At 52.4% G+C, this 26,193-nt stretch carries 17 protein-coding genes and 1 tRNA gene; 12 read left to right on the plus strand and 6 right to left on the minus strand.

Going from position 1 to position 26,193, the window contains the following annotated elements:
• Window positions 1–161 precede the first annotated feature (161 nt).
• From KIS77_12985 to KIS77_13015, 7 genes are all read left to right on the plus strand, one after another.
• Window positions 162–4,277 carry a tetratricopeptide repeat protein gene (locus tag KIS77_12985; GenBank protein MCW5923254.1) on the plus strand — a complete coding sequence of 1,372 codons (4,116 nt, stop codon included), beginning with the start codon at window positions 162–164 and terminating at the stop codon, window positions 4,275–4,277.
• Between the two features lie 724 nt (window positions 4,278–5,001).
• Window positions 5,002–7,200: a DPP IV N-terminal domain-containing protein gene (locus KIS77_12990; protein MCW5923255.1), complete on the plus strand. Its 2,199-nt coding sequence runs from the start codon at window positions 5,002–5,004 to the stop codon at window positions 7,198–7,200.
• Window positions 7,201–7,530: 330 nt separating this feature from the next.
• Window positions 7,531–9,837, plus strand: coding sequence for a right-handed parallel beta-helix repeat-containing protein (locus KIS77_12995; protein MCW5923256.1), 2,307 nt, complete (start codon window positions 7,531–7,533; stop codon window positions 9,835–9,837).
• A gap of 201 nt (window positions 9,838–10,038) precedes the next feature.
• Window positions 10,039–10,767, plus strand: coding sequence for a glycosyltransferase (locus KIS77_13000; GenBank protein MCW5923257.1), 729 nt, complete (start codon window positions 10,039–10,041; stop codon window positions 10,765–10,767).
• A gap of 12 nt (window positions 10,768–10,779) precedes the next feature.
• Window positions 10,780–13,290 carry a hypothetical protein gene (locus KIS77_13005; GenBank protein MCW5923258.1) on the plus strand — a complete coding sequence of 837 codons (2,511 nt, stop codon included), beginning with the start codon at window positions 10,780–10,782 and terminating at the stop codon, window positions 13,288–13,290.
• Between the two features lie 4 nt (window positions 13,291–13,294).
• Window positions 13,295–14,560: a dihydroorotase gene (locus KIS77_13010; protein ID MCW5923259.1), complete on the plus strand. Its 1,266-nt coding sequence runs from the start codon at window positions 13,295–13,297 to the stop codon at window positions 14,558–14,560.
• A gap of 13 nt (window positions 14,561–14,573) precedes the next feature.
• Window positions 14,574–15,887: a DUF58 domain-containing protein gene (locus KIS77_13015; protein MCW5923260.1), complete on the plus strand. Its 1,314-nt coding sequence runs from the start codon at window positions 14,574–14,576 to the stop codon at window positions 15,885–15,887.
• A gap of 45 nt (window positions 15,888–15,932) precedes the next feature.
• Here the strand turns inward: KIS77_13015 and KIS77_13020 are convergent, their stop codons facing one another.
• On the minus strand, window positions 15,933–16,787 hold the full coding sequence (locus KIS77_13020) for a methyltransferase domain-containing protein (GenBank protein ID MCW5923261.1): 855 nt from the start codon (window positions 16,785–16,787) through the stop codon (window positions 15,933–15,935).
• 192 nt (window positions 16,788–16,979) lie between these two features.
• Here KIS77_13020 and KIS77_13025 point away from each other — a divergent pair, with 192 nt between their 5' ends.
• The gene (locus KIS77_13025; GenBank protein MCW5923262.1) at window positions 16,980–17,465 is read left to right on the plus strand and encodes a hypothetical protein; all 486 of its coding nucleotides are present in this window, start codon (window positions 16,980–16,982) and stop codon (window positions 17,463–17,465) included.
• Between the two features lie 59 nt (window positions 17,466–17,524).
• Here KIS77_13025 and kynU read toward each other — a convergent pair whose 3' ends face one another.
• Window positions 17,525–18,787: a kynureninase gene (kynU, locus tag KIS77_13030; GenBank protein ID MCW5923263.1), complete on the minus strand. Its 1,263-nt coding sequence runs from the start codon at window positions 18,785–18,787 to the stop codon at window positions 17,525–17,527.
• A 34-nt stretch (window positions 18,788–18,821) separates the two neighbouring features.
• Between kynU and KIS77_13035 the strand changes: the two genes are divergently transcribed.
• From KIS77_13035 to KIS77_13045, 3 genes are all read left to right on the plus strand, one after another.
• The gene (locus KIS77_13035; GenBank protein ID MCW5923264.1) at window positions 18,822–19,571 is read left to right on the plus strand and encodes a hypothetical protein; all 750 of its coding nucleotides are present in this window, start codon (window positions 18,822–18,824) and stop codon (window positions 19,569–19,571) included.
• Between the two features lie 311 nt (window positions 19,572–19,882).
• A complete protein-coding gene (locus KIS77_13040) occupies window positions 19,883–21,187 on the plus strand; it encodes a hypothetical protein (GenBank protein MCW5923265.1) in 1,305 nt (434 codons plus the stop codon).
• Between the two features lie 53 nt (window positions 21,188–21,240).
• Window positions 21,241–22,056, plus strand: coding sequence for a hypothetical protein (locus KIS77_13045; protein MCW5923266.1), 816 nt, complete (start codon window positions 21,241–21,243; stop codon window positions 22,054–22,056).
• Window positions 22,057–22,272: 216 nt separating this feature from the next.
• Here the strand turns inward: KIS77_13045 and KIS77_13050 are convergent, their stop codons facing one another.
• From KIS77_13050 to KIS77_13060, 3 genes are all read right to left on the minus strand, one after another.
• Window positions 22,273–23,499 (minus strand): gliding motility-associated C-terminal domain-containing protein, encoded by a 1,227-nt coding sequence (locus KIS77_13050; GenBank protein MCW5923267.1) that lies wholly within the window; start codon window positions 23,497–23,499, stop codon window positions 22,273–22,275.
• Window positions 23,500–23,596: 97 nt separating this feature from the next.
• Window positions 23,597–24,511: a bifunctional hydroxymethylpyrimidine kinase/phosphomethylpyrimidine kinase gene (locus KIS77_13055; protein MCW5923268.1), complete on the minus strand. Its 915-nt coding sequence runs from the start codon at window positions 24,509–24,511 to the stop codon at window positions 23,597–23,599.
• 58 nt (window positions 24,512–24,569) lie between these two features.
• Window positions 24,570–24,643 (minus strand) — tRNA-Asn (locus tag KIS77_13060).
• 78 nt (window positions 24,644–24,721) lie between these two features.
• Here KIS77_13060 and KIS77_13065 point away from each other — a divergent pair.
• Window positions 24,722–25,642, plus strand: coding sequence for a pseudouridine-5'-phosphate glycosidase (locus KIS77_13065; protein ID MCW5923269.1), 921 nt, complete (start codon window positions 24,722–24,724; stop codon window positions 25,640–25,642).
• A 66-nt stretch (window positions 25,643–25,708) separates the two neighbouring features.
• Here KIS77_13065 and KIS77_13070 read toward each other — a convergent pair whose 3' ends face one another.
• Window positions 25,709–26,158 (minus strand): DUF4293 domain-containing protein, encoded by a 450-nt coding sequence (locus KIS77_13070; protein MCW5923270.1) that lies wholly within the window; start codon window positions 26,156–26,158, stop codon window positions 25,709–25,711.
• Window positions 26,159–26,193 lie beyond the last annotated feature (35 nt).

Consider the following 26,193-nt stretch of genomic DNA (forward strand, 5'->3'; position numbering starts at 1 on the left):
GGGGTGCACGAAACGCATCCCTTCTTTTTATTCTCCAAAACTGCAAGGAGGAACGCATAGAACCTCTCGACGAAAAAATCGCTTTGCAGCCGACACCTGAACAAGGCGATTTTCCGTTTTGTCGTAACTTCACGCCCAAACAAAATCGTCACCACATAGTCTTGAAACACTTCCTGCCACACTTCATTCAGGAAAACTTCCGCGCCGGGAACATGAAGGGCCACCTTCATGCCTTTACCATGTTTGTTGACCTCAGCGGATTCACTCGTCTGACGGAAAAACTGATGGCGGAAGGTTCGGAAGGCGCAGAGGAAATGTCCCGCATCCTCAACCACATTTTTCAGCCCACGGTAGAATTGGTCTATGAGCGAGGCGGATTCATCCCTTACTTTGCTGGCGATAGTTTCACGGCGATATTTCCTATTGCCCCCCAAAATCAATCGGTGGACGATGAACGTCAACTGGCTCTGACGGTCGTGCATACCGCGTGCGCCACGCTTCGGCGCTTTATGAGCGACCGCGAAGACGATGATTCTATGCTGTCAGAGCATCAGATTGGTATCAAAATCGGGCTTTCGGAAGGAGAGGTGGAATGGGGCATCGTGGGGCAGGGCCGCAAAGGCTATTATTTTCGTGGAGAACCCATCGAGGGCTGCTCTCAGGCGCAGGTGCTGGCTTGCAGTCTGGAAGTGGTGTCCGATGCCCGATTTTTGAAATACTTGGACCCCCAAGCTGTCATTAGCGAATCGTTGGGCGATGGGTTCTTCAAACTCAATTTAGAGCATTTCGCCCCCAACATACCGCCTGTTGATTCAAACGCCACTAACAAGCGCCCTCATCCGGCATCACCATCCTCAAAACAAGTTTTGCCTTCGCCCGACCCGGCCATCATGGCGGAGTTTCTGCCAAAAGAGGTTTTTGAAAACCCCGGTATTGGCGAGTTTCGCAACGTGGTGAGTGTGTTCCTTTCTTTTGAAGGGGTGGATACGCACGAGGCACTCGACCATTTTGCCTCGGTGGTGCTTGGGCAGAGTGAGAATTTTGGCGGGTATTTCAAAGAAATAGACTTTGGCGACAAGGGAGGAGTCATGTTTTGCATCTTCGGCGCGCCTGTTTCGTTTGAAAACAATTCGGAACGCGCACTCGAATACATCGTCGCGATACAAGACGACTTGAGGCATCTGGAGCAGCTTACAGGCGCTCGCTACCGCGCCGGCATTGCTTCCGGCACAGCATTCACGGGCGTGATTGGGAGCGGCGAACGCTGCCAATATGCCGCCGTGGGCGCTCGCGTCAATCTTGGCGCTCGCCTCATGATGAAGGCCGAATGGGGCGAAGTAATGACCGACGAAAATGTACAGCGCAACCGCAATTTTAAGTTCACTGCTCGCGGCGAAGGATATTTTAAAGGTTTTGAGCAGGCGATTCCGACATTCGTGCTGACAGGACGCAATCTGGCCGGACGCACGAGCTTCTCCGGTGAGTATTTCGGACGTGAGACCGAGCTGAAGACATTGGTCGAATTCGCCACTCCTTTGCGCGAGCATCGGTTTTCGGGGGTCGCATTCGTTTTTGGAGAGGCGGGCATTGGGAAGAGCAGGATTAGCTACGAGTTTCGCAGACAGCTGCGAGAAAACATGGCAGTCACATGGTTTACTTGTCAAAGTGACCAGATTCTGCGCAAGCCATTCAACCCCTTTATTTATTTGCTCAAAAACTATTTCGAGCAAAGCCCCGAAAACGACTCGGCACACAACCGCGAGCTGTTTGAAAGCAACTTTCTCGAACTTCAATATGAACTCACGGAAAGCCGACACCCGGAAGCCGATGCCGTGCGCCGAGAAATAGCGCGAACCCAAAGCGTGCTGGCGGCTATGGTCGGCATTCATTATCCAGGCTCGCTGTGGGAACAGCTGGATGCCCGCGGGCGCTACCAAAACAGTCTTTCGGCGCTTGCCAACCTTTTTGTGGCGGAGTCGCTGCTCCAACCGACGGTCATCGAATTGGAAGACACCCATTGGTACGACGAGATGAGCCGAGAATTCTTGCAACAATTTATCCGGCGAGCTCGCAGCTATCAGATGATGTTTGTGGCAACCAGCCGCTATGAGGACGATGGCTCCAAGTCATGGATTTTTCGCCCCTCCATGCTCGACGAGCTAGGAGTGCGCCACACCGAAGTAGATTTGAATTTTCTTTCTCCAGAGGACTTGAAGGCTTTTGCCGAAACTCGACTGGGCGGCACACTCCATCCCGATTTGCTCGAGCTGTTGCAACGCATGACTCAAGGCAACCCATTCTACATCGGGCAAATGGTGGACTACTTCACGGAGGCCAATTTGCTGAAAACCAGCGACGGGATGTTGCAACTCAACAATGCGGCGGATTTTCAGATTGCCGATTCGGTCAAAACGATCATGATGGCTCGCATTGATAGGCTAAGCGGTCTTGTAAAAGAAACAGTGAAGGCAGCGGCTGTTATTGGGCGAGAGTTTGAGCTGCCTGTTTTGTCTGCCGTGATGGCTAAGCAAGAGGAATTTATTCGGGAAAATGGCGACCTTGAGATAGTGTTGAAAGAGCAAATTCAGACCGCCGAGAAATGGCAAATCTGGCACGCGATGAATGAGCTGCGCTACATTTTTCGCCACTCTCTGCTGCGAGAGGCGGCTTATGATATGCAATTGCGCACCCGCCTGCGCGAGCTGCATCATCAGATTGCCGAAGCGATAGAGCAGCTGTACCCCAACTCGGAAGAACGATTTGTGGATTTGGCCTTCCACTACGAGCAAGCGGAGGACGAACAAAAGACCAACAGGTTTTTGGAAAAAGCCGCTCGTTGGTCGCAGCGCAACTACCTGAACCGTCAGGCATTGAAATTTTATCAAAAACTGATTGACAACCTCAAGGGCAGTTCCAAAAAGAACAAAAAAACCATCAAGTTCTTGCTGCGCAAAGGAGCGGTGAACGAGCTCGTCGGTCAGTGGGACGAAGCCGAGCAAGACTACCGCGCCGCGCTTGACCGCGCCAAAAGCCTCAACGATTGGTACCTCATCGGGCGCAGCAACCGCCGCCTTGGCCAACTCCTGATGCTGCGCGGAAACTACACCGATGCCAAAAAACACTTGGATGTCGCCGTCACCTGCTTCGAACTGGCCGACGACCAAGTGGGCATTGCGAAAACGTATGGCAACCTCGGAACTTTCTTCTTCAGGCAGGGAAGCTACGACGCGGCGAAGAGCTGGTTTGCCAAAGCCATCGAAATAAACCGCTCCGTGCAGCGCGATGCCGAAAACGCCGCCATTGTCGCCAACCTCGGCCTCATTTTCATGAACCAAGGCCATTATGATGAAGGTGTCCGGTGGCTAGAAGAACAGCTCGACATTGCCGACCGAGCTGCCGACAAGCAGGGATTGATGACGCTCTACACAAACCTGGGCATCATTTACTTGGAAAAAGGTTCGCTCGACTCGGCATTGCTGTGTCTTGAAAAGGGGCTGGCACTTTCGGAAGAATTGGGCAACAAACTCTTCATGACTATATGCATCGGTTCGATTGGCTCCGTGTGGGAGAAAAAAGGCGATTACCCGAAGGCAATGCAGAACTTCGAGCGCGACCTCGTGCTTTGCAAAGAACTGGGCGACAAACAAGGCACCGCTATCGCCTGTGGCCTTATCGGCGACCTGCTATCCGTCATTGGCGACTTCGACCGTGCCATTGAATACTTAGAGCAAAACCTCCAACTTTCCCGCGAATTGAACTACAAGAAAGGCATTGCGAAGGCGCTCAATACGTTGGGCGATACTTGGTTCTACAAAGGTGACTACAAAAAAAGTATAGCCTTCTACAACGAGGCCATCGAACACGCCCGCGAGATGGGCAACAAATTGGTGTTGGGCTACTCGCTTATCGAAAAAGGCGTGGTGCACGTTCACGCAGGGGAGCTCTCCACCGCTCGTCAACTGCTGGAAGAGGGCCGCGATATTGCCCTAGCTTTGGGCAACTCGGAGCTCACTTTCGGTGCCAACATACTGCGAGCACAAGTCATCCTTTCCGAAGGCAATCGCCAAGAGGCCATACGCCAACTCCAACAACTCATGGCACTCGCCCGCACGGAGCGCGAGGAGGCGGCAGTACACTTCGAGCTGCGCAGGGTGGCCGACCATCCCACACAACATCATCTAAAGGCACTGACACTCTATCGAAACCTTTATGCCCGTACCCCCCAGTATATCTACAAGGTGAGGGTGGAAGAGCTCGAAAAAGAGGTCAGCGCCTGACCTTTTTGCAAGGAATGCGCTCCCGTTTCACCCGCCTTTTTATGAAAACCCTGATTTGGCCTACAAGATTTTTTGAGTGCAATGGGCTGAAAAACACGCTTTTGCCATTTCAACAAACCTGATTTTTACACAAAAACCGCCCAGCTCCGCCCGAATACTGCCATAATCTGTACTTGCCCACACCGCCCAACGACAGTCATTTTTGTTGAAAAAATGCACGTCGTCATGAAAAATCCAATTGAAGTTTTCTTCCAGCCCACAATTCAAAATATACACAGCAGCCGTCTCAACCAGCTTGGATGGTATAAATTGGTCGTCGCTCTACTTCCGATAATTTTTTCATTGGTTGCTTGCATCACCCTCCCCACGCCGGGCAAGGCGCAAAACCAGTTGTTTCAAAAAAAAGTAGAGAACGCTCCCTATTCCCACATCTACCCCGCCAACCAAGGCTATGTTTTGACTTCTTTTGATGGCATCGCCATTGCTGACAACAACTTGAATTTTTATTGGAGGCGCAGCTTCGGCAGTTTCGCGTCGGGTACACAGTTTCATCCAATAGGAACCCGCCCTACGAGCACAGGTGGTTTTTTGGAGGTAACACGAGCACCGACAAGTAACGACCTTGGTCGAATCAAGACTTGCATGATGCCCTCTGTCGGTTTTTCGGCCATTGTCCAGCGAAGCCTTCTTACTTTTGCGGTTCTTTTCAACTGGTATTTCCGACATGAAAAAAATACTCCTTCGTCATTCGACTACTGCTATTCGACTTGCGCCGATTGCCTTGCTTTGTTTTTTGCCCCTTTTTCTTGCCGCCCAACCCAGCACCATCACGATGTCCGACGCGATTTTGAAAGGGCGTTCGGTGTTGGCCCCCGCCAGTTTGCGGCAGTTGCAGTGGGTGCCCGGGACATCCCAATTCACACACGTCGTGAACAACAAAATCGTTCGTGTGAACGCGCCGGATATGACGATTGACACCTTGGACTTTTTACCCGTCATCAACGAGGGCCTCAAAGCGCAGGGACTGCAACCGCTCGATGGGATGCCGCCCATGAGTTGGGTAGATGCGGAAAAACTTTGGTTTCACACGGAAAAGGAAATTTTCACCTATTCGCCCTCAGAAGGCTTAAAATCGAGAAACTGGCATCCGAGCGATGCGGAAAACATTGATATTCACGATAAAACATACCATGTAGCCTACACCAAGGACAATGGCCTTTGGGTGAGTATCGGTGGCAAGGACTTGGGTGTGGCACAAAGCGAGGAAGATGGCATCGTGTACGGCAAAAGCGTCCATCGCGAGGAATTTGGTATCTACAAAGGCACGTTTTGGAGTCCTTCGGGGCGCTATCTGGCCTTCTATCGCATGGATGAGCGCAGGGTGACGAAGTATCCAGTTTATGTGCTGGACTCCATGCCTGCACAAGCACGATTCATTCGCTATCCTTACGCAGGCATGGAGAGCCACCATGTCACCGTCGGCGTTTTCGACACACAAAATGCCAAGACGATTTACCTTCAAACTGGCGAACCCAAAGAGCAATACCTGACTAATATCGCTTGGACACCCGACGACAAGTTTATCCTAATCGCCGTCGTCAATCGTGAGCAAAAACATCTTTGGCTCAAACAATTCGACGCGACCACGGGGGCCTTCGTCAAAACCCTTTTTGAAGAAACAAGCGACAAATGGGTGGAGCCGGAAGCCCCCGTCCAATTTGTGCCGGGCAACAATGCGCAGTTCGTCTGGCAAAGCGAAAGGAACGGATACAACCACCTCTATCTCTACGATATGTCGGGGAAAATGCTGCGCCAATTGAGCAAAGGAGCCATGCCAGTGACCAAATTTTACGGCTTTTCCGCCGATGGCTCCAATTGTTTTTACCAGATAGCCGACGAGACGGGGCTGAATCGCTATATTTTTTCCACAAACCTCAAAACTGGTGTCATCGCTCGCCTCAACGAAGAAGAAGGCGTGCACATTGGCATTATCAACAGCACCGGCGATTGGGCGCTTGATGTGTTCAACAACACCGCCATCCCACGTTTCATCTATGTCCAGTCCATCGCCAATCCTTCCGACCGACGCATTGTGTTTGGTGCTAAAAATCCCTTGGAAGGATATCAATTAGGACTTACGAGATTGGTGACCATTCCTTCCATCGGTGGTGCCACAATGAATGCTCGCATGATTCTGCCACCCGATTTTGACGCGAAAAATAAATACCCGGCCATCGTGAATGTGTACAATGGACCGCATGTTCAGATGGTCACCAACTCGTGGCTGGGTGGTGGCGACTTATGGATGCACCGACTGGCACAGCAGGGCTTTGTTGTTTTTTCGCTCGACGGGCGAGGGTCTGCCCATCGCGGTTTTGCTTTTGAGAGCGCCATTCATCGGCGTTTGGGCGATGCCGAAATCGAGGACCAACTGACTGGCGCCAATTATCTGAAAGCACAAACCTTCATTGACCCCAATCGCATTGGGGTGTATGGCTGGAGCTACGGGGGGTTCATGGCTACCTCATTGCTGACCCGCCCGGAGGCAAAAGGCGTGTTCAAATGCGGCATCGCGGGAGGGCCAGTGATTGATTGGCGCATGTACGAAATCATGTACACCGAACGATACATGGATACCCCGCAAGACAACCCGGAGGGCTATGAAAAAAGCAGTCTTTTCAAGTACATTGACAACCTCGAAGGCCGCTTGTTGATGATTCACGGCTCTTCTGATGATGTGGTGTTGTGGCAGCACTCGATGCGGTACATACGCGAGTGCGTGCGCAAAGGCAAACAGGTTGACTACTTCGTTTATCCCGAACATCAGCACAATGTGTTGGGCAAAGACCGGGTGCATTTGTTCGAGAAAATTGAACAGTTTTTCAAAGAAAATCTGAAAGAGACAAGCGGAACCAAGCCGTGAGAACGTTGACCTTCGCAGGTTAGTGATAAGTTATGAGTGATGAACGATGAACCCAGTACGGAATATCACTCAAAATCGGCACAACCCCTTGTTATGCTTCACGCTGCCAAGTTTTGGGCATGGCCAAAAGCGCAATCTTTTCAAAATCAGGGAGAGCGAGCATGCTGAACTGACAAATCCCAGCGAATCAAAGTATAAAATCAAGACAAACCACTTTTTAACAAAGAGAACTCGCAATCCTTTGACAATCACATAAAACAACCAGAGCATCCCTGCCTTATCAACGGCCAGGCTCAAATCCTCTTTAATCTGGGTATAAAGAAAGAATCCATGCGCCTTTTTCTGTTGTTGCTGCCATTGCTGCCCCAATTGCTCTTCTCCCAAACCGCTGAAATCACGCTCAAAAAAGGCATGACCATCAAAGAGTCGTGCCGTGTCAAAACGGCGCAGTATTCGCTCGCGGGCGATTCGACAGACCTGTTCGACAAAGTGCCAGCTTTTGTGCCCTCGGCGGTTCGACCCGTCATCACCATATCAGGCAACAACATCACGGTTGATTTTCAGGATGCCACCCTGAATGGTGGCAAACCGAGCCAGCTGCCCAACCAGTTCTATGGCCTCGCCATATTGATAAAAGGGAAAAACATCGTGCTCAAAAACGCAAAGGCTCACGGCTACAAAGTAGCTTTGTTGGCCGATGGCGCAGAAGCATTGACCCTCGAAAATTGTGACTTCTCCTACAACTATCGCCCACGCCTTCGCTCCATCCGCGAGCGGGAAGACTTCTCGGACTGGCTCAGTTATCATCACAACGAGCAGGACGAGTGGCTGCGCTACGGGGCAGGCATTTACCTCAGAAATTGCCTCCGCCCCACAGTCAAAAACTGCCACATCACAGGCAACCAAAATGCCCTACTGATGACGGGCTGCACAGAGGGCACAGTATTCAACAATGCCTTCCAATTCAATTCGGGGTTGGGTGTCGGTCTCTATCGAAGCAACAATAACCGCGTGATGCACAATCGCTTGGGCTGGAACGTACGCGGCTATTCGCATGGATTCTACCAACGAGGGCAGGACTCTGCCGCCATACTCGTCTATGAGCAAAGCAGCAACAACCTCATCGCTTTCAACACGGCTACCCATTCCGGCGACGGGCTATTCCTTTGGGCAGGCCAGACGACCATGGACACGGGCGAGGGCGGATGCAACGACAATCTCATTTTTGGCAACGACTTCAGCTATGCCCCTACCAACGGGGTGGAAGTCACTTTTTCGCGCAATCGCATTCAGGGCAATCTCATCGCCGATTGCACCTATGGTATATGGGGAGGCTATAGCTATGACTCTCGCATCTATGCCAACATGATAACGGGATGCCAAACCGCCATCGCCATAGAACACGGACAAAACGACACCATCCAGCTCAATTTGATTCAGGACGACTCGACGGGCATCCGCCTATGGGCACGCGAAAGCCAACCTGCCGATTGGGGCTATGCGCAAAAACGCGACACGCGCAACCGAGGCAACATGATTGACCGCAATATTTTTTTGAGAACGCGCGTACCGCTTCACATCAGCGCCTCACAAAACACGCTCGTCAATGGCGAGAACATTTTCCTGCAATTCAAAAAATTGTTGGAAACACCCAAGCCCAACGAAAATCTGAAATTCTGGCGCAACGAGATATATGGCACCGAAGCGCAACTCGCAGACCTATGGGCACACCCCGAGCTCGCTCCCTTTAAAAATTTGAACTTCAGCAAAGATGGCTACCCCGAAAATCCTTATGCGGTCTTTAATGTGCAATACGGCGAGCTCAACGAACCTGACAGCCTCCCGGGAGGTATGCTCGCCATGGTGCCCAACGACAAAAAAGGCCGCCAGCACATCATCATGGGCGAATGGGGGCCGTATAACTTCAAATACCCCGCAGCAATACTGGAAAAAATGGAACCCGGCAACAACGGCTCCATGACTTATACTTTGAGACTTGCCGGCCCACCCGGCGAATGGAAAATCGCACAAATCAGAGGGCTTGCCTCGCCCCCAAACCCTCGTGGCACTTTGCCTCACACCTTGACGCTCGAAAGCATTCCCGGAAGCGAGGCCGTCTACGTCGCTTTTGAATACGTTGGCCAACAGGAAATAGTGTCGGAATTTGGAGAAAAAACACCTGCGGGTCAACCCCATTTTTTTGATTTTCAGCGATTTGAAAAAAAGTTTGATTGGCTGATTCGTTTTTTCAACTATGACGACACTAACGACCCCTTGCGGCATGAGCAGCATTTTTCCCTGCTGAAAAAACAAAAACCCGCAATGGAAAAAACAGCTAATGAACTGGCCTTTGCTTGGTGGGGAAGCCCCGGCGAGGGAGTCAACGAAGACCGATTTGCCACGCACAGCACCACCGCCTTCGATATTGCACCGGGCGAATATGTCATAGAGCTCACTTCCGACGACGGCGCTCGGCTCTTTCTGGATGGCAAGCTGCTCATTGACAACTGGAACGTGCATGAGCCAACAACCGACGAAATCACGGTCAGACTTGGGGGGCAACACCGCATCGAGATAGAGCATTTCGACGCGGGCGGTTTTTCGACCTTGGATTTTCGGATGCGACAGAAAAAATAAAAGAGCTTCATGGGTGCGGATGAACCTATACCTAGCGCCGCCAAGTTTCGGGCATGGCTGCGATATCAATCTGCTCAAAATCAGGTGCATCAATCACGGCCATCCGGCAAATCCAAGCGAATCAAGGTATAAAACCAGTTCATACATCGAACACCCTCTACATTTCCTACTTTTGCCCGCCAAAACAGGTTAGCCCATATTTTGCGAACACTTACCACGCGCCTCAACGTCATCGTGCCATGCTACAACCCGCCAACGGGTTGGGCGGATGCGTTGGTTGCGCGATTTTCCCTTTTCAGAGAAGCGGTGGCCGATGTAGTGGACAACACGGGGCTTATCGTGGTGAACGATGGCTCGACGAGCGAAAATGCCGAATTGATTTTCAATCGTTTGTCAGAAATTTTGCCCGAGGTGAAGATAGTGACCTATGCCGGCAATCGCGGCAAAGGTTATGCGCTTCGGCAGGGGGTGAAAGCCTCGGAGGCGGATTTTCACTTGGTAACCGACGCTGACTTTCCTTACACCGTAGAAAGTATGCGACGCATCGCAATCACATTGCGCGAACACGGCGGCATCGCGGCGGGCAACCGCGACACAGCTTACTATGACCAAGTGCCAGCCTTTCGGAGGTGGCTCTCCAAAGGGTTGCGTTGGCTGCTTCGCAATGTGTTGCGCCAACCCATCGGGGACTCACAGTGTGGATTGAAAGGGTTTGATGCGGCAGGGAAACGGGTATTTCTGGAGACAAGCATTGACCGATTCCTGTTCGACCTCGAATTTCTCATGCTGGCCAACGGGCGAGTCTCCGTCACACCTGTTGCTGTGGAATTGCGCGAGGGCGTCACGTTCAGCAAGGTCGGTTGGCGCATACTTGCCACCGAAGGGCGCAACTTCATCTGGTTGTTGGTGCGCCGGAGGAAAACGGCATAGACAGTCAAAAAGATGAAAGGAGTTGAAAAAATAGAACACACCTTCCACGACCTCACTCACCCTAAGCGGTCGTACACGTTTTGGGGGCTACTGGCAGTGCTGGCAGTAGCGTTTGTCCTGATATGGGCGAAGCACGGCATCTGGTTGCAGGCACCGAACGACTATATGTTGTGCGAATCGCCCGATGGCCTTAAAAACTACATGACCTCCGCATGGCACGTTGCCCACGACTCAAGCTATGTGCACTACGGCGGCATGAGCTATCCATTCGGGGAACATGTGCTTTTTACTGACAACCAGCCGATTATCAGTGCTGCCATGCAGTGGTGGAGCGCAAAGGTGTCGGATATAAGCGGGCGCACGACGGGCATCATGAACGTCATCGTGGCCATCTCGCTTCTGTTCGGGGCAGGAGTCTTGTTTCTCTTGTTGCGCAAATTGCACTTGCCTGTTTGGTATGCAGGGTTGGTGTCGTTAGGGATGCTGTTCTTGTCGCCGCAAAACAACCGCATTGACGGTCACTTTGCGCTCGCGCACACATGGGTGCTTCCGTTGTTGCTCTTGCTCTTGTGTCGTTATGAAGAAAGATACAGTCGGCGCTACCAAAGCCTGCAAATCGGCTTTCTCGTCTGGTTCGCCGCGCAGCTGCATTTTTACTATTTCGGGATATCCGCTCTGTTTTTGGGCTTATACACGTTGGTTCAGCTATGCTTCGACCCGTCGTGGCGCAATCTTCGGGTAAGGCTCAGCCACTTGGTGGTCATGGTGATACTGCCTTTTGTGTTGCTCAACATCTGGATTCGCTGGTCCGATTTTGCTACCGACCGGCCCTCCAGCCCTTATGGTTTCACCTCTTTTATAGGTTATTGGGAAGGCGTGTTTTTGCCCTATCCCGAATTTCCCTTCTATCAATGGCTCGACAAAAATATAGTCCCCATTCGGCGCATAGATTTTGAATCAAGAGCATACATCGGGATAGCGGCTTTTGCCTTTACGCTTTGGGCCGTGTTTTTTCGCCGCTTTCGGTTGTTTGAGCCTTCGTGGGAGAAAGCAGCCTATCACCGCACCCACAAGCGATACCTGTCGGGCATTTTCATCACTTCCTTTGTGCTGCTCATCTTTGCCTGCGGCTTCCCATTTGCCATTGAAGGGCTGGAATGGATAGCCGATTATTTTGGACCGTTGCGTCAGTTCAGAGGCTTGGGCCGATTCAATTGGGCGTTCTTTTATGTGATAAATGTGGTGATGTTCTATGTCGTTTGGAATTACAGCGCCCGGTTCAAAGGTTTTTTTAAAAAAGAAAAAACAGCCAAAAAGGCCGTTGACACAGACTTGCCTGAAAAGCTCCCTACTGCTGACAAAGACGCCAACGCAAACCCCGCCGAAAACACGGTGCCCACAGGGCAAACAAAAGCCGATACAACAATCCCCTTCTCCCGACATTTTCGATGGGTCATCGCCCTGCTTCCACTGGCTTTGCTGCTCTACGAAGCCCGTGTGTTTCAACAGATAAAGCGGATACCGCTCAATCCCAACTACGGCCAACGCGACATGGCCATCGCCGATTGCCCCTGGCTGGCAGAGGTGGATTTCTCGGCCTATCAGGCATTGATGCCCTTACCCTATTATCATGTCGGTTCGGAAAACATCTGGCTCGACATTGACGGCTTTCATTTTCGCCGAATGTTGACCACTGCATTTCACAGCGGGGTGCCAGACATGGGCGTGTTCATGAGCCGCACTTCGGTAGGGCGCACCATCAAGTCCGTGCAATTCTCGTTCGAGCCACTCGAATCGCCGCAGCTACTCGATGAATTGCCCGACAACCGACCCATCGCGCTGATGATAAACCCCACACAATGGGAACAAGTGCAGGCCAGATATCCGCACCTACTGGGGCCTGCCGTCATGGTGAAAGAATACGAAGGCATGAAAATCATGTCGCTCCTCCCCGATAGCGTGCGCGTCTGGGCCAAAAACCACTCCCTCGCCGTGTCGGCTGAAATGGACAACACTGCATCCCACACGGTCGGCAGAAATTGGAAAAGCGACCAAGCGCAAGGGTGGTTCTATCATCAATCCTACGACTCACTTTCCTCGACGACTCATTTTTTTCAAGGAAAGGGCGCATATCAAGGGAACATGGGCGACACTGCGTGGGTATGGAACAACACCATGCCAGCTGGCAACTACCACATCAGCCTTTGGATATATGTGAAGCAGGATATGGGCATGACCCACGAGATGAAGATTTTTCAACACAGCCGCGCCGGCGGACACGAAATCAACTTCCGACACGAGGGGCTGCGTTTCTATCTGAAAAGCCTTGTGGAGGGCTGGGCTTTGTTCGACTTGGAATTCACCGTTCATGAGGACAACTCCGATGTGCGCATTTTTCTTCAAAAAAGAGGGGTCTTCGAGCCTTTTTTCTTGGATGAGGTGCTGATTCGGCAAAAAGATTTCAATCTTTACCGTCGAGAGCCGGGTTGGGTGTCGAAAAACAACTATTGGCACAAAATATAAAGCCATGTTGCTACTACTCAAAAACGTCCGCGTCGTCGGCGAAAAACAAGATAAACGCCCAAAGGACATACTCATCCGCGATGGCGTGATAGAGGCCATTGGCGAAAACCTGCCCGCCGAAAAAGGAGCTACCGTGTGGGCCTCGGCCAACGCCTGCGTCTCGCCCGGCTGGTTCGACGTGGGCATTCAGGCTGGCGACCCCGGCTACGAACACCGCGAGGATTTGCACACAGCCGCCCGAGCCGCAGCAGTAGGGGGATTCACTTCGGTGGCGTGTTTCCCCAACACCCATCCTGCCATTCACTCAAAGTCCGAAGTACTGTATGTGAAGAACAAAACCGAGCGCGAGCCGGTCACTTTTCACCCCATCGGTGCCGTCTCTGTCGCTTGTGAGGGCAAGGATTTGGCAGAATTGTTTGATATGCGCTCGGCTGGCGCGATTGCCTTCGGCGACGGTCGGCGGGCTGTGCAGGATGCAGGCCTTTTGCTACGGGCTATGCAGTATGCCAAAGCTTTCGATGGCCTCATCATGAATGAGCCGCACCACAAAAGCATCGCTGCGGGAGGGCAGATGCACGAAGGGGTGGTCAGTACCTCGCTGGGCCTGAAAGGCATCCCCGCGTTGGCGGAAGAAATCATAGTGCAGCGCGACCTCAAGCTGCTCGAATACGCGGAAGGGCGGCTTCATTTGCACCTGCTGTCGAGCGCCAAAAGCGTGGCGTTGGTGCGTGAGGCGAAAATGGCCGGACTTCCCGTCACGGCTTCGGTCGCCATAGCCAATCTCTGTTTTACCGATGAAAAATTGGCTGATTTTGACTCAAACTGGAAGTTGTTGCCGCCCCTGCGCAGCCAAACCGACACAGAGGCCTTGCTTGAAGGACTGACCGATGGCACTATTGATTTTATCTGCTCCAATCACGCCCCGTGGGATGAGGAAGCAAAAAACTTGGAGTTTCCCTTTGCGGAATTCGGAATGCTCGGCATGGAAACGACCTTTGCCTTGTGCCGAACATTTCTCAAAAAACAACTCTCCTTGACTGATATAGTGGAAAAAATGGCAGTGGCACCCCGTCACGTGCTGGGGTTGCCGCTGCCAGAAATAAAACCCGGCGCTCGTGCCGAACTGACCCTGTTCGACCCTGATGCCGAGTGGGTTTTTGGGGAAAACGATATTCGCTCAAAATCGCGCAACACACCCTTTATCGGCCAAAAATTCACGGGCAAGGTGCTTGGCATTGTGAACAAAGGTCAATGGGTGCAAAACCCATAGGAATCGCCCAACCATGTATCTCAGCAATCGCTTTTTCTGGCTCTTTGGCAGCGTGGCCGCCCTCTTCGCGCTGGCATATCCCTTTGGCTGGTTGTTCCCTTTGGCACAGACCGCGCTCATAGTGGCGCTCGCGCTGACGGTGGCGGATGCGGCGTTGCTCTATGGCCGCCAGCCCAAGATTGTCTGCGAGCGCATCCTCAACCCTGTTTTCTCTCTGAGCGACCCCAACCCTGTGACCTTGCATCTTGAAAACCAAGGCAATGTGTTTTATCGCGCGACGATTGCCGATGAACTGCCCTTCCAATTTCAGCGGCGCGATTTTGAGGTCGCGTTGAACCTACCGCCCAGAGCGCCCCGAAAACTGGAGCATCATCTGACACCGTTTTCGCGTGGGATTTACTCATTTGGCAACATCAACGTCTTCGTGGCAACGCGGCTGGGGTTGCTGGAACGCCGCCTGATATTCGGGCAACCTCAAGATGTGGCGGTATATCCCTCCATCATTCAAATGAAACGCTACGAGCTGCGAGCCATGCGCCAGATTGCTCACGAAACCGGCATTAAAAAAATGCGCCGCATCGGCCATTCCTACGAGTTCGAGCAAATAAAAAACTATGTGCAAGGCGACGACTACCGGAGCATCAACTGGAAGGCTTCGAGCCGTCGCGCTGCACTTATGGTCAATCAATACGAGGACGAACGCAGCCAACAAGTGTATTGCATCGTGGATAAAAGCCGGGTCATGCGGATGCCCTTCGAGGGCTTGAGCCTAATGGATTACGCCATCAATACCACTTTGGCTATCAGCAACATCATCCTGAAAAAACAAGACAAGGCTGGGCTGCTGACCTTTTCCGATGTCATTGGTGCCACGCTTAAAGCCGAACGCGATACCAGCCAACTAAGCCGCATATTAGAAGCCCTCTACCGCGAAAAAGAGCGCCCCGGCGAGTCTAACTTTGAGTTGCTCTACGAAGCCGTGCGTCGGCTCATCGGTGCGCGTTCGTTGTTGCTACTGTTCACCAACTTCGAGAGCAGCTATGCCTTGGAGCGAGCCATGCCTACCCTACGTCGCCTCAATCGCTCCCACCTGCTCGTGGTCGTTTTTTTTGAAAATACCGAAATCCGCCGCCTCGCCCAAGAGGACGTGCAAAAAACAGCGGACATCTATCGCCAAACAGTGGCGCGACAGTTCTTGCAGGAAAAAAAGGAGATGGTGCAAAAGCTGCGGCAATATGGCATACAAGCCATTCTGACCAAGCCGCAAGACCTGACGCTCAACACTATCAACAAATACTTGGAGTTGAAATCGCGCGGGCTGATTTGAGAGGGATAGTATTGCTGCTTTCGGTAGGGGGGCGGCAAGAGGCCTTTAAAAATTCTCTTTCCTCGCCCGCAACAGCCCATACACCCATGCGCCAGCTAGCAACGCCTCGTATTGTCGCACGGAGGCCTGTGCGTTGCCCAGACGCACGTCACTTACCCACCTCACAGCGTGCAGCAAGCGCCCTAGCGGCAGCCATCGTTTGGAGATATTGTGCAAATTGCGAAGCGAAACGCGCACATTGGGTGTCGCGTCCACCATCTCAATTTCTCGAAAACCCACCGATGCAGCGTGGGAACGGTGCTCTTCCATCGTGTCAATATCTGGAATAGCCCATGGGCGCAACCAATTTGTCAGCAACTGTTCGCCCGCCGGCGATACGGGACGTGTCGTGCGCATATACTCGGCCATCACCAATCGCCCGCCCGGGCGCAGGACTCGAAAAGCCTCCATGTAAAATTGCGCCTTTTCAGCCGTGTGACAGACGCTTTCACAAGCCCACACCACATCGAAACTTTGGTCTTGAAACGGCATTTTGCAAAAATCGCCCTGCACAAAGGAGATGCCCAGCCCCTGTTGCTGCCGCGCTCTTTTTTGACAGTCGGCTATCTGTCGCTCCACGATGTTGAGGCCCACCACCTGCGCCCCGCGATGCCGGGCCAGCCAAAAACACGCATTGCCCAATCCACAACCCGCATCAAGCACCCGCTCCCCTGCCGCTATACCCACCCAATCCGCTAACACCCGGTTCATGTTGTCGAGCGCGGCGGCGTGGTGGCGAGCATGGTCGTCGTAAAACCCAAAATGCACCGCCACCTCAGAGCGCCGGCGGTTCCAGATGGCGCGATAATCGAAATCGGTGCCATTGTAATAGGCTTCAATATCAGGAAGTTGCGGTCTCATGCAGTCAAAATTTCTTCAAAATCTCGGGTCGCGATTGCTCCGCCCCGAAGTGTCGCAAAGGTCTATGAAAATCAAGGGGCAAATGAAGCAAGCCTCCGCCTAATTCAAATTTATTCAACGAATATGGCGACGATGGCAACAAGCCGCCAACATTTAGGCGTTATTACCGCCAACATTTTTCAAGCACTTCTCATGCAAAAAATCACCTTTTTCCTGCTCCTCTTGGGGTTAGTCTTTACCCAAACAAATTGCGCCGTTTGGAAGCAAAATCGCTGGCTGACCGAGCACCACAAAACATTGAAACGCCTGGCCGAAAGCAACATCCCGGCAGAACAAAAACTCGATGGCCTCGCCCAGAGCTATGTAAAATTCATGGACCAAAGCCTCAACTTTGTCAATCCCGCCAACAGCGTGAAGTTCGTGAAAAAATACCACGACCAAAACGAACGCTACATTGACAAAATCCTCAGCGACACCCAAAAATGGCAAGGGCAACTCAATGCCGTCGAAAAAGTGGATTTGGGCCTGCGCATGACCAAGAAGCCTTACCTAAACTCATTTGTTGACCTTGCTCCCAAATTCAAGAAAAAGTACCATCAATATGCCTTCGCCGTCCGATTGACGAGCAAAATAGCAGGCGGGCTGGGCGGCTTTGTAGGCAAAGCATTGGGGATATGAGGTTCGTGGGCATGAGGGTTTCGGCCCACCCGGATGAACATCCATGTGGGCTGAAACCCTCAAAACTTCCTCACTCGTTCGCCCAAGCGCCACACATCCTCAAATGAATTGTAGAGGGGCACCGGCGCGAACCGAATCACATTAGGCTCGCGCCAATCGGCAATGGCGCCATTGGCCGTGAGGTAATCGAACAGCGCCCTTCCTCGCCCGTCGGTAAGCAGAGAAAGCTGACAGCCGCGCTCGTCGGGTGAAGCGGGCGTGATGATGCGGAATAGATTTTTTTCTCGATTGGCCTCCCGTAGCACAAATTCCAGGAAACCCGTGAGGCGCAAGCTTTTTTCGCGCAAATTTCCCATGCCCGCTTTGTCGAAAATATCGAGGCTGGCCTTGTGCGCCGCGAACGCAAAAATTTGTGCATTGCTCAGTTGCCACCCTTCGGCGCCGCGCATAGGTTTGAAGCCTTTTTGCATGAGAAACCGTTCGTCTTCGTCGTGGCCCCACCAACCCGCAAAACGCGGCAAATAGGCATTGTCGCCATGGCGCTCATGCACGAACAGGCCTGCTGGCCCGCCGGGGCCGCTGTTGAGGTATTTGTAGCTGCACCACACCGCAAAGTCGGCGTCCCAGTCGTGCAGGCGAAGGGGGAGGTTGCCTGCGGCGTGTGCAAGGTCGAAGCCTGCATAAGCACCCACGCGATGCGCCGCTGCGGCTATTTTTTCCAAATCGTAAAACTGCCCGGTATAATAGTTCACCCCGCCAAACAGCACCAATGCTGTCTCATCGCCCTCTTTTTCAATGATTTGCAGAATATCCTCCGTGCGCAGCACATCCTCTCCTGCTCGCGGCGCCACTTCCACTATCGCCCGGTCAGGGTCGCGCCCATGCCAGCGCACCTGACTTTCCACGGCATATTGGTCGCTGGGGAAGGCACCTGCTTCCATGATGATTTTGTAGCGGCGAGCCGTGGGCCGATAAAAAGAAACCATTGCCAGATGCAGGTTGACAGTCAGCGTGTTCATCACCACCACCTCGTGCGACAAAGCCCCCACCAATCTAGCAGTCTGCGGTGTGAGAAATTTGTGATAGTGCATCCATGGCAAGTCGCCGCGAAAATGGCCTTCCACGCCATGCACGGCCCATTGGTCCAGCTCGTCGAGGAGCGCCTGGCGAACGGTTTTCGGCTGAAGGCCGAGTGAGTTGCCGCAGAAATAGAGCACATTGGTGCCATTGTGTTGAGGAAAGACAAACTGTTCCCGATAAGAACGGAGCGGGTCGTTGGCATCTTGGGCACGCGCAAATTCGAGGGTGTTCTCGTAGTGCATATTACGGTCGGGCGAAAATTTTGAAGCCGCAAAAATGGCAATTCTTTTTGGGCTGTTGCGTGGCCCCGAAACGCGATTCCTCCGACAAAGCAAAAGACACACTTCTAGACCAACCGCCTATCTTTGCCCCGACCGCATTTCGCGGCAGCCCTTTCAAAAGCCGTGTGGACACATCTATCAAGCCATCGAACCCATGTTGATAAAGGCTTCCCGCATCACCAACCTGACCGACGCGCGCTACTTTGCTGCCAAAGAAGTTGATTTTCTCGGCTTCAACCTCGAAGAAGGCTCGGAGGGCTACCTCGACCCAATATACATGAAGGCCATCCGCGAGTGGGTGGAAGGGCCGAAAATCGTCGGCGAATTCTCCCGCGCCCGCGTCGAATACGTGCGCGAGGCGGCCTCGTTTTTCGGCTTGGACGCGGTGCAGGTTACGGCCAACTACGCGGCGCAATTGGCGGATTTGGAGGGGCTTGCCGTTATTTTGGAGACAGAGGCCAATAGCGCCGAAGAGCGTTTCTTCCACGCGGCATCACCCTGCGTTTCGTATTTTTTGGTGAAAATGCCGAGCGTGGCTGCCGTTTTTGAGCGAAAAGATTTTTGGCAAAAAACCTGCGCCGACTACCCCCTCTTGCTCCAAATTGATGCGGCTGCTGAACAACTCCCCCTGATTTTGGAAGCCTTGAAACCCGCCGGCCTCAGCCTCGTCGGCAGCGAAGAGGAGAAAGTGGGCGTGAAATCGTTCGACGAAATCGAGACGATTTTTGAGTTTCTGGGGCGCTGAAGTACGAAGTACGCCGGAATGATATTCCGGCAACTACTTTTTTTCACTGAAATCCCATTCCGGCGTACAGGTTTTTTGCGAAAAAGCCGTTTTCGCGTACAAGCTGTTTTCAAAGCCATTTTTTTGAAAATCAATTTTTTAGAAAAATAAATTGCTCGCCAAGCGGCCAAAATCAGCCTGTTTTTTCGCTGAAAAGCCACTTCAACTGTACTTGCTCGCCGCCTCCTCGCCGGCCAATCTTTGTGTCAGGTTTTGCGCAAAACTCTTTTCGAGTTCAAACCTGATTTTTTCACCAACAAAAAAGTACAGTCATGAAAAACTCAATCTGGCATATCTTACTATATGCACTTATAATCACTGCTCCTCTTGCAAACATCGCGGCTCAAAACGAAAGCAAGGAAAAAACGGTCTTCACTTTCCCGAACAATACCGGACAAGATGCCAATGACCTGCATATTCTTTTAAGTGAAGGCACACCTCCCGTTAATATTGAAAAAGTTATGGGCATCGAGAAGGTTGGCGGGATATTTTCCGACTTCCCAAGAGAAGGGAAATCGCCCCAAGACTACGCTGGTGGAACAGTAGCCAATGGCAGTTCTATCACTATACAATTCAAGGAGAAAACGAAGGTGCGAAGTTGGTATTGGACAAGGGATGGTAAGCGAATCGGTGAAATTCAACAAGGGGCTTTGGTAAGCGTCCCCGACCTCCCAGAGAGCGCATTGGTTTGCTCGGCCACCGGCACAGGCCGCACCACAGGCCACATTGCGACCTTGGCCCTGTATAACCCAACCAACCAGGCAGTTACAACTGAAGTTGGCCCGTTTTTCATTCCGTCCGACGGCCAGCATCAGCCCTACGTCGTGCCGAATGTGACTCCTGTGACGGTGCAACCCGGCTCCACCGTCAACGTGCCGTTGCAAGGCTATTGCGCCGACATCCACACGCCACCGGTGCCTGCCAATGGCACGATGCCGCCCGTGAAAGATTGGATTTCCCCAGGTTCGTTGCCCGCCGATTGGATGCCTTCGAACGCCAATGGCTGGAAACCCGCGGCAGGCTCTTCGGCGCTGAACCCCGGCACTTCCAACCCTCTCGGCCACACCATTGACCTCGTAAAACACCCGAAAGAAGCAGCGCCCGTCCTGCTCGAAGCCTTGACGCGCATCACCGCTGCCTACGATGGCATGAAAAGCAGTGGCAACATCTCGACGCCGTTTTCGGGCAATCCCGACAAGGAACGCGAGTCGGTCATTCAGCAGACTTTTTGGATTTACGCCGCCGAACTCACCGGCACAGGCTACAAAATAGACGATTTCTCCAAAAACACGGTGAAGCAGTACGAAGCTGCTACGGGGCAGAATTACCAAAAACAACCTGCCGAAACGCAAAACCAGGTGCAAGGCGGCGTGGTGGATTTTTGGAACACCTTCCAAGCCGTGGGCAACGAAGCGAAAGTAATCAAGAAAGAACCGGATTATCTCCTTTGCTACGACAAAAAAGGTTGCGCGGCTGGCAGTTACCTCGGCAGCGTAAAAACCGAAGCCGATTGCAAGGCAGTAGGGGGCAAATCGGTGCGGAAAGGTTTGTTTGGCGACTGCAAAGACCTGAAATGACTTTTCCCGACCCCAAAAAGCCTTTCCCCTTTCCACTTAAAAAAGCAATTGTTATGAAAAAGTCGCTGCTTCTCCGTATCCCAATAAGCGTGCTCGTGCTGCTGCTCGTTGTTTCCTCTCTTTGCGCTCAATCAATTTGGAACAACATCCCCCTCGTCGGCGCAGAGGCCAAAATCGTCCCGACTGCCAAATCGCAGAGATTCAACGTGAGTTTTATCGGCGCCTTCCCGCTGGGCGACGTTCCATCTGAAAACGTTCCCTTCGCCGACCTCCAAAAGGCTGCCTTTACCCCCGGCACTTTTGAGCAACTTTTTGAAAGGCTCGGCGGCGAATTTTTTATCGGCAACCCCTCCGGCCAACCTTCGCAAAGCGTCGAAATGAGCGGAACGACGAGCGCCATGCCCGGCCTTCGCTTGGGTGTTCGGGTCGGCAAGCGTTTTGAGATTCGTGCTGGCGGCCAATATTTTCAAACGAAATGGTCGGGCACGGTTCCGGTGCTGGTCATGCCTCCATTTCCTCACGACCCCCCGCAGCCGAAAACGCTTCAAGGCACATTGAGCGCCGCGTCGTCAGGAATTTTAGCGGAGGCTGATTTGGCTTTTTTCTTCACGGAAGGGAGGGTTCGCCCATATATGCGCGGTGGTGTGCGCGGTCAGTTCCCTATGCAAGGCGAGAGCGGGGCGGAAATCGCGGGCGTTGCTCTGCCTTTGGAAATCGAGCCTTTGGCGACGGAATTTTCGCCTTTTGGTGGCGCGGGCCTTCGGTGGAATGTTGCAAAAAACATCTTTGTGGAGGCTGGCGCCAGTTACGGGAAAGTGAGCGGAAATTTTGTTCCCTCTGCGGAGTTCGGCATAGGGTGGGCTTTTTGAGTTTGCGGAAAAGGCCAGAAAGAAACGCGAGTCAATGGACTTGATGTCATCAAGATTTCGACAGAATTGAGTTTGCGGTTCCTTCAAAATCAGGAAGGACAATCATAGTTGTTTGATTGATTTTTTTGGGAATTAAGGTATAAATTAGCCCCTGTTGAAGAAAAAGGATTTCTCCGGCAGGGGCTAACATTTATGGCGGGCGATACAATCAAGCCATCATCGCAACAGGGTCAGGTTCCCTGTTCGCACGAGTTCCTCCCCCTCACATTTATAGCGCAAGCGATACAAAAACACACCGGGATTGGTGGGTTTCCCTCCAAACGTGCCGTCCCAAGTGTCGAAGGGCGTCAGCGCATTGAACACGCGCCCGCCCCATCGGTCGAACACTTCGAAGGAGATAAAATCTCGAACCGCAAAAGGATTGCTGATGCCAAAGGCATCATTCCTTCCCGGCGAGCCACCCGGCGTGAACGCATTGGGAATAAAAATACGGGAGCAATCCAACGTGTCGGGGTCAATGACATTCACAAAAACACTGTCAACGGCTTGGCAGTTGTTGTCGTGTACGATGGTCACCGTGTATAGCGAGGGTGCTGCTGGCGTGATAATGGGGTTGGGGCTGAGCGGGTCTGAAACACCCGTCGCGGGCGACCAAAGAAACTGCTTGGCGCAGGGTGTGTAAGTGATGGTCTGAAAAGAGTTGCCGAGATAAATCAGCGTGTCTCCATTCAGTATTTTGTCCGCCTTGAGGTCGTAGCGTTTCACCTCATCGGCATTTAGTGCCTTGCTGTGGAAGCGTACCTCGTCAATTTCGCCGATGAACGGTTGGTCGAGCGGGCAAATGGGTTCCCCTACCTTGAACACCGCATTGTTCGTGAGGTCAATTCGCGCGGTGGAGTTTTTTTGGTCTTTCAACACACCGTTCACATAAATGGAATAACGCTGGTTGCTACGGGTAAGCGTGATGTGTTGCCAGCAAGGGCCTTTGTCCAAATCGGCGGAAACCGTCACCAGCAAAGTGTCGCTTTCGCTGATGCCCGAAGTGATTTTGCGCGTTTTGGCGGCGTAGCGCACCCAGAAGGCTCGCTTGGTGTCGCAGCTTTGTTGTTTGGACATCACTATTTGCGAACCGCCCTGTTGCTGTCCTTGCGGAGTTTTCATGTAAAAACTGACCGTGAAATCACTCGTCGTGAAGACTTCTGCGAAGGGGCCGACAAAGTAAATGGCCGCGTCGTCGCCATTGAAATAAAACGAGGAATCACCAATGCCGCATCTGCACTCAACGTCTCCAATGAGTGCGCCGCTGGAGCCGTTCCCACTGTCGTCCACGCCTTTGCAAGAGTTGAACGAAAAGTAAGCCTCGAGCTTGTCAGAGACCGTTTGTGCGGTCAAAACATTGGCAATTAGGGGAAATGAGAAGAAAAAGAGAAAAAGAAGTCGCATCCGAATCGAAATTTTAGGTCAAATAAACGCCGTCAGAGCGGTCAAAGTATAGCCCACAGTTCGTTGAAAAGGTACGAAACCGACATTTGAGGTTGCCTCAAATTTTGAAATGCACAAGGTCGGCAAATTGCTGTACCCGTTTTTGAATCATCGCAGGGGTTAATCCTTTCAGTCGTTCGATGGAGAATTTTTCGACGCAGAAGGAAGCCATTGCCGAGCCGTATATGATGCCGCGTTTCATGTTGTCAAAAGATAGGTCGCCCGTTTTGCTCATCCAGCCCATGAAGCCTCCCGCAAAGGTATCGCCCGCTCCGGTGGGGTCGGTCACTTCTGCCAACGGCAGTGCTGGCGCGAAAAAGACCTCTCCTTGCTGAAAGAGCAGGGCACCATGCTCACCCTTTTTGATTATCAGGAATTTAGGTCCCATTTTGTGAATGAGTTTCGCAGCTTTTACCAATGAATGTTCGCCGGAAAGTTGGCGGGCCTCCTCGTCGTTGATGGTCAGCACATCTACTTTTTTTAGCACGTTCAGCAAATCGCTAAGTGCTGTGTTCATCCAAAAATTCATGGTATCAAGCGCCACGAGTTTGGGGCGGCGCTTGAGTTGTTGCAGCACCCGCATTTGCACCTGTGGGGTCAGGTTGCCCAGCATCAGGTATTCGGCATTTTGATACGCTTGGGGCAACACAGGGTCGAAAGTTGCCAGCACGTTGAGTTGCGTGTCCAACGTGTCGCGGGTGTTGAGGTCGCGGTAATACTTGCCTGCCCAAAAGAAGGATTTTTCGCCTTGTTTGATTTGCAACCCTTCGAGGTCAACGCCGCGTTTCCGCAGGTAATCCAGCACATCGGTTGGAAAATCATCGCCCACGACCGAGACGATTTGGACAGGCTTCACAAAATGTGAGGCGGCCAGTGAGATGTAGGTGCAAGCGCCGCCGACGACTTTTTCGGCACGCCCGGAGGGAGTTTCGATGTCGTCAAAAGCGACTGTTCCGACTGCGAGAAGACTCATTCGATGTTTGATTTGATGATGAAATAAAAAAAGCCACCGCGCTTACGGTGGCTCTCTGCGCCTCATCAAGGACTTGAACCTTGGACCTACGGATTAACAGTCCGCCGCTCTAACCGACTGAGCTAATGAGGCTGCTTATTTCAAAAGCGGGGCAAAGGTACTTTCAGGTGTTTAAAAAATACAACCTTTGTTCCCGAAAAATTTTGGCCGATGAAAATCCAGCATTTAGCACTAAATCCAGAAGTCCGGGCCGCACTTGAAGACCGCCGCCCTTTGGTGGCGCTCGAAAGCACGATTATCGCGCATGGGATGCCATTTCCTCAAAATGTGGAAACCGCGTTGCTCGTGGAAAAAACGGTGCGCCAAACTGGTGCTATCCCTGTCACTTGCGCCATCCTGAATGGAAAACTAAAAGCAGGGCTCAACACCGCCGAAATCGAACTCATCGGCAAAACAGGAACAACCGTGCCAAAAGCAAGCCGCCGAGATTTGCCTTATTTAATCAGCCAAGAGAAAAACGGCGCGACAACGGTGGCCTCCACCATGCTCATCGCGCACCTTGCGGGGATAAGGATTTTTGCCACAGGCGGCATAGGTGGCGTACACAGAGGCGCCTCTATTACGATGGACATTTCCGCCGACATGCAGGAATTGGCGCAAACCCCCGTAGCGGTGGTGAGCGCCGGAGCAAAAAGCATCCTCGATTTGGGGCTGACGTTGGAATATCTGGAAACTTTCGGAGTGCCAGTCATCGGCTACCAAACAGATGATTTTCCTGCGTTTTATGCTCGAAAAAGCGGCTTTGGTGTGGACTATCGCCTGAACTCGGCAGCAGAGGTGGCCAACTTGTTGAAAGTAAAATGGGCGATGGGACTGCGCGGAGGGGCAGTCGTCGCCAACCCTATCCCGGAAGCACACCAGCTTGATTTTGAGGCAATGCAGCGCGTGATTGAGCATGCGCTTCAAGAAGCCGAACAGCGGCTGATACGCGGCAAAGCCCTTACCCCTTTTTTGCTGGCAAAAATAGAGGCGCTGACAGGAGGCAAAAGCTTGGAGGCCAACGTGGCGCTGGTGGTCAACAATGCAAAATTGGCGGGCGAAATCGCGGTTGCGCTGTCTGCGATGGAATAGACTTGTTGCGGTGGAGGGCTTTGGCGAAGGGAAAGCCCTCCACCGCAACAAGTCTAATAATCGTGCTTACCTGAGCCTATCTGCCGAACGCACCAGATGTTCATCCCTTCGAATATAGCGAGCAGCCAGCCAGTTCAATATCATCGCTGCCGCCGGAAGCGCCAAGCCAAGCCCATAGGCTACTGCCCCATCGGATGGCAACTGCTGTTTGGTCTGAAAAACGACAAACACCGCAAGCGCCCCCAGCAAAACAGAAGCAATCGCCGCACCGCCAGCCAATCGCGCCTGCAATGGGCGGTTTTTGAACAGAAAAATGGCCGCCAACGAAGTTATCCCACTCAAAATGCACAAGCCCAATAGACCCGGATTGTCCATAGGGTTGACTACATGGTCGGCCAAAACAGGCAAAGTAGTGGCGGAATTGCCCGGTTCAGTGCTTAGATATGGAGCAGCAAACTGCCCAAAACCCGCCGCCGATGCCAAAAGGAGAAAAATGGTTTGTATGCGTTGAATCATGGCAATATTTGATGTGCTGGGTGACTATTGGTTTC

Source organism: Saprospiraceae bacterium, from assembly GCA_026129545.1.
In the GTDB taxonomy this organism is placed as follows: domain Bacteria; phylum Bacteroidota; class Bacteroidia; order Chitinophagales; family Saprospiraceae; genus M3007.

Bases quoted from the DNA above. Each gene is read 5' to 3' on its own strand.
- KIS77_12990 (MCW5923255.1), top strand. From the start codon at position 5,002: ATGAAAAAAATACTCCTTCGTCATTCGACTACTGCTATTCGACTTGCG.
- KIS77_12995 (MCW5923256.1), top strand. From the start codon at position 7,531: ATGCGCCTTTTTCTGTTGTTGCTGCCATTGCTGCCCCAATTGCTCTTC.
- KIS77_13005 (MCW5923258.1), top strand. From the start codon at position 10,780: ATGAAAGGAGTTGAAAAAATAGAACACACCTTCCACGACCTCACTCAC.
- KIS77_13010 (MCW5923259.1), top strand. From the start codon at position 13,295: ATGTTGCTACTACTCAAAAACGTCCGCGTCGTCGGCGAAAAACAAGAT.
- KIS77_13015 (MCW5923260.1), top strand. From the start codon at position 14,574: ATGTATCTCAGCAATCGCTTTTTCTGGCTCTTTGGCAGCGTGGCCGCC.
- KIS77_13020 (MCW5923261.1), bottom strand. From the start codon at position 16,787: ATGAGACCGCAACTTCCTGATATTGAAGCCTATTACAATGGCACCGAT.
- KIS77_13025 (MCW5923262.1), top strand. From the start codon at position 16,980: ATGCAAAAAATCACCTTTTTCCTGCTCCTCTTGGGGTTAGTCTTTACC.
- kynU (MCW5923263.1), bottom strand. From the start codon at position 18,787: ATGCACTACGAGAACACCCTCGAATTTGCGCGTGCCCAAGATGCCAAC.
- KIS77_13035 (MCW5923264.1), top strand. From the start codon at position 18,822: ATGGCAATTCTTTTTGGGCTGTTGCGTGGCCCCGAAACGCGATTCCTC.
- KIS77_13040 (MCW5923265.1), top strand. From the start codon at position 19,883: ATGAAAAACTCAATCTGGCATATCTTACTATATGCACTTATAATCACT.
- KIS77_13045 (MCW5923266.1), top strand. From the start codon at position 21,241: ATGAAAAAGTCGCTGCTTCTCCGTATCCCAATAAGCGTGCTCGTGCTG.
- KIS77_13050 (MCW5923267.1), bottom strand. From the start codon at position 23,499: ATGCGACTTCTTTTTCTCTTTTTCTTCTCATTTCCCCTAATTGCCAAT.
- KIS77_13055 (MCW5923268.1), bottom strand. From the start codon at position 24,511: ATGAGTCTTCTCGCAGTCGGAACAGTCGCTTTTGACGACATCGAAACT.
- KIS77_13065 (MCW5923269.1), top strand. From the start codon at position 24,722: ATGAAAATCCAGCATTTAGCACTAAATCCAGAAGTCCGGGCCGCACTT.
- KIS77_13070 (MCW5923270.1), bottom strand. From the start codon at position 26,158: ATGATTCAACGCATACAAACCATTTTTCTCCTTTTGGCATCGGCGGCG.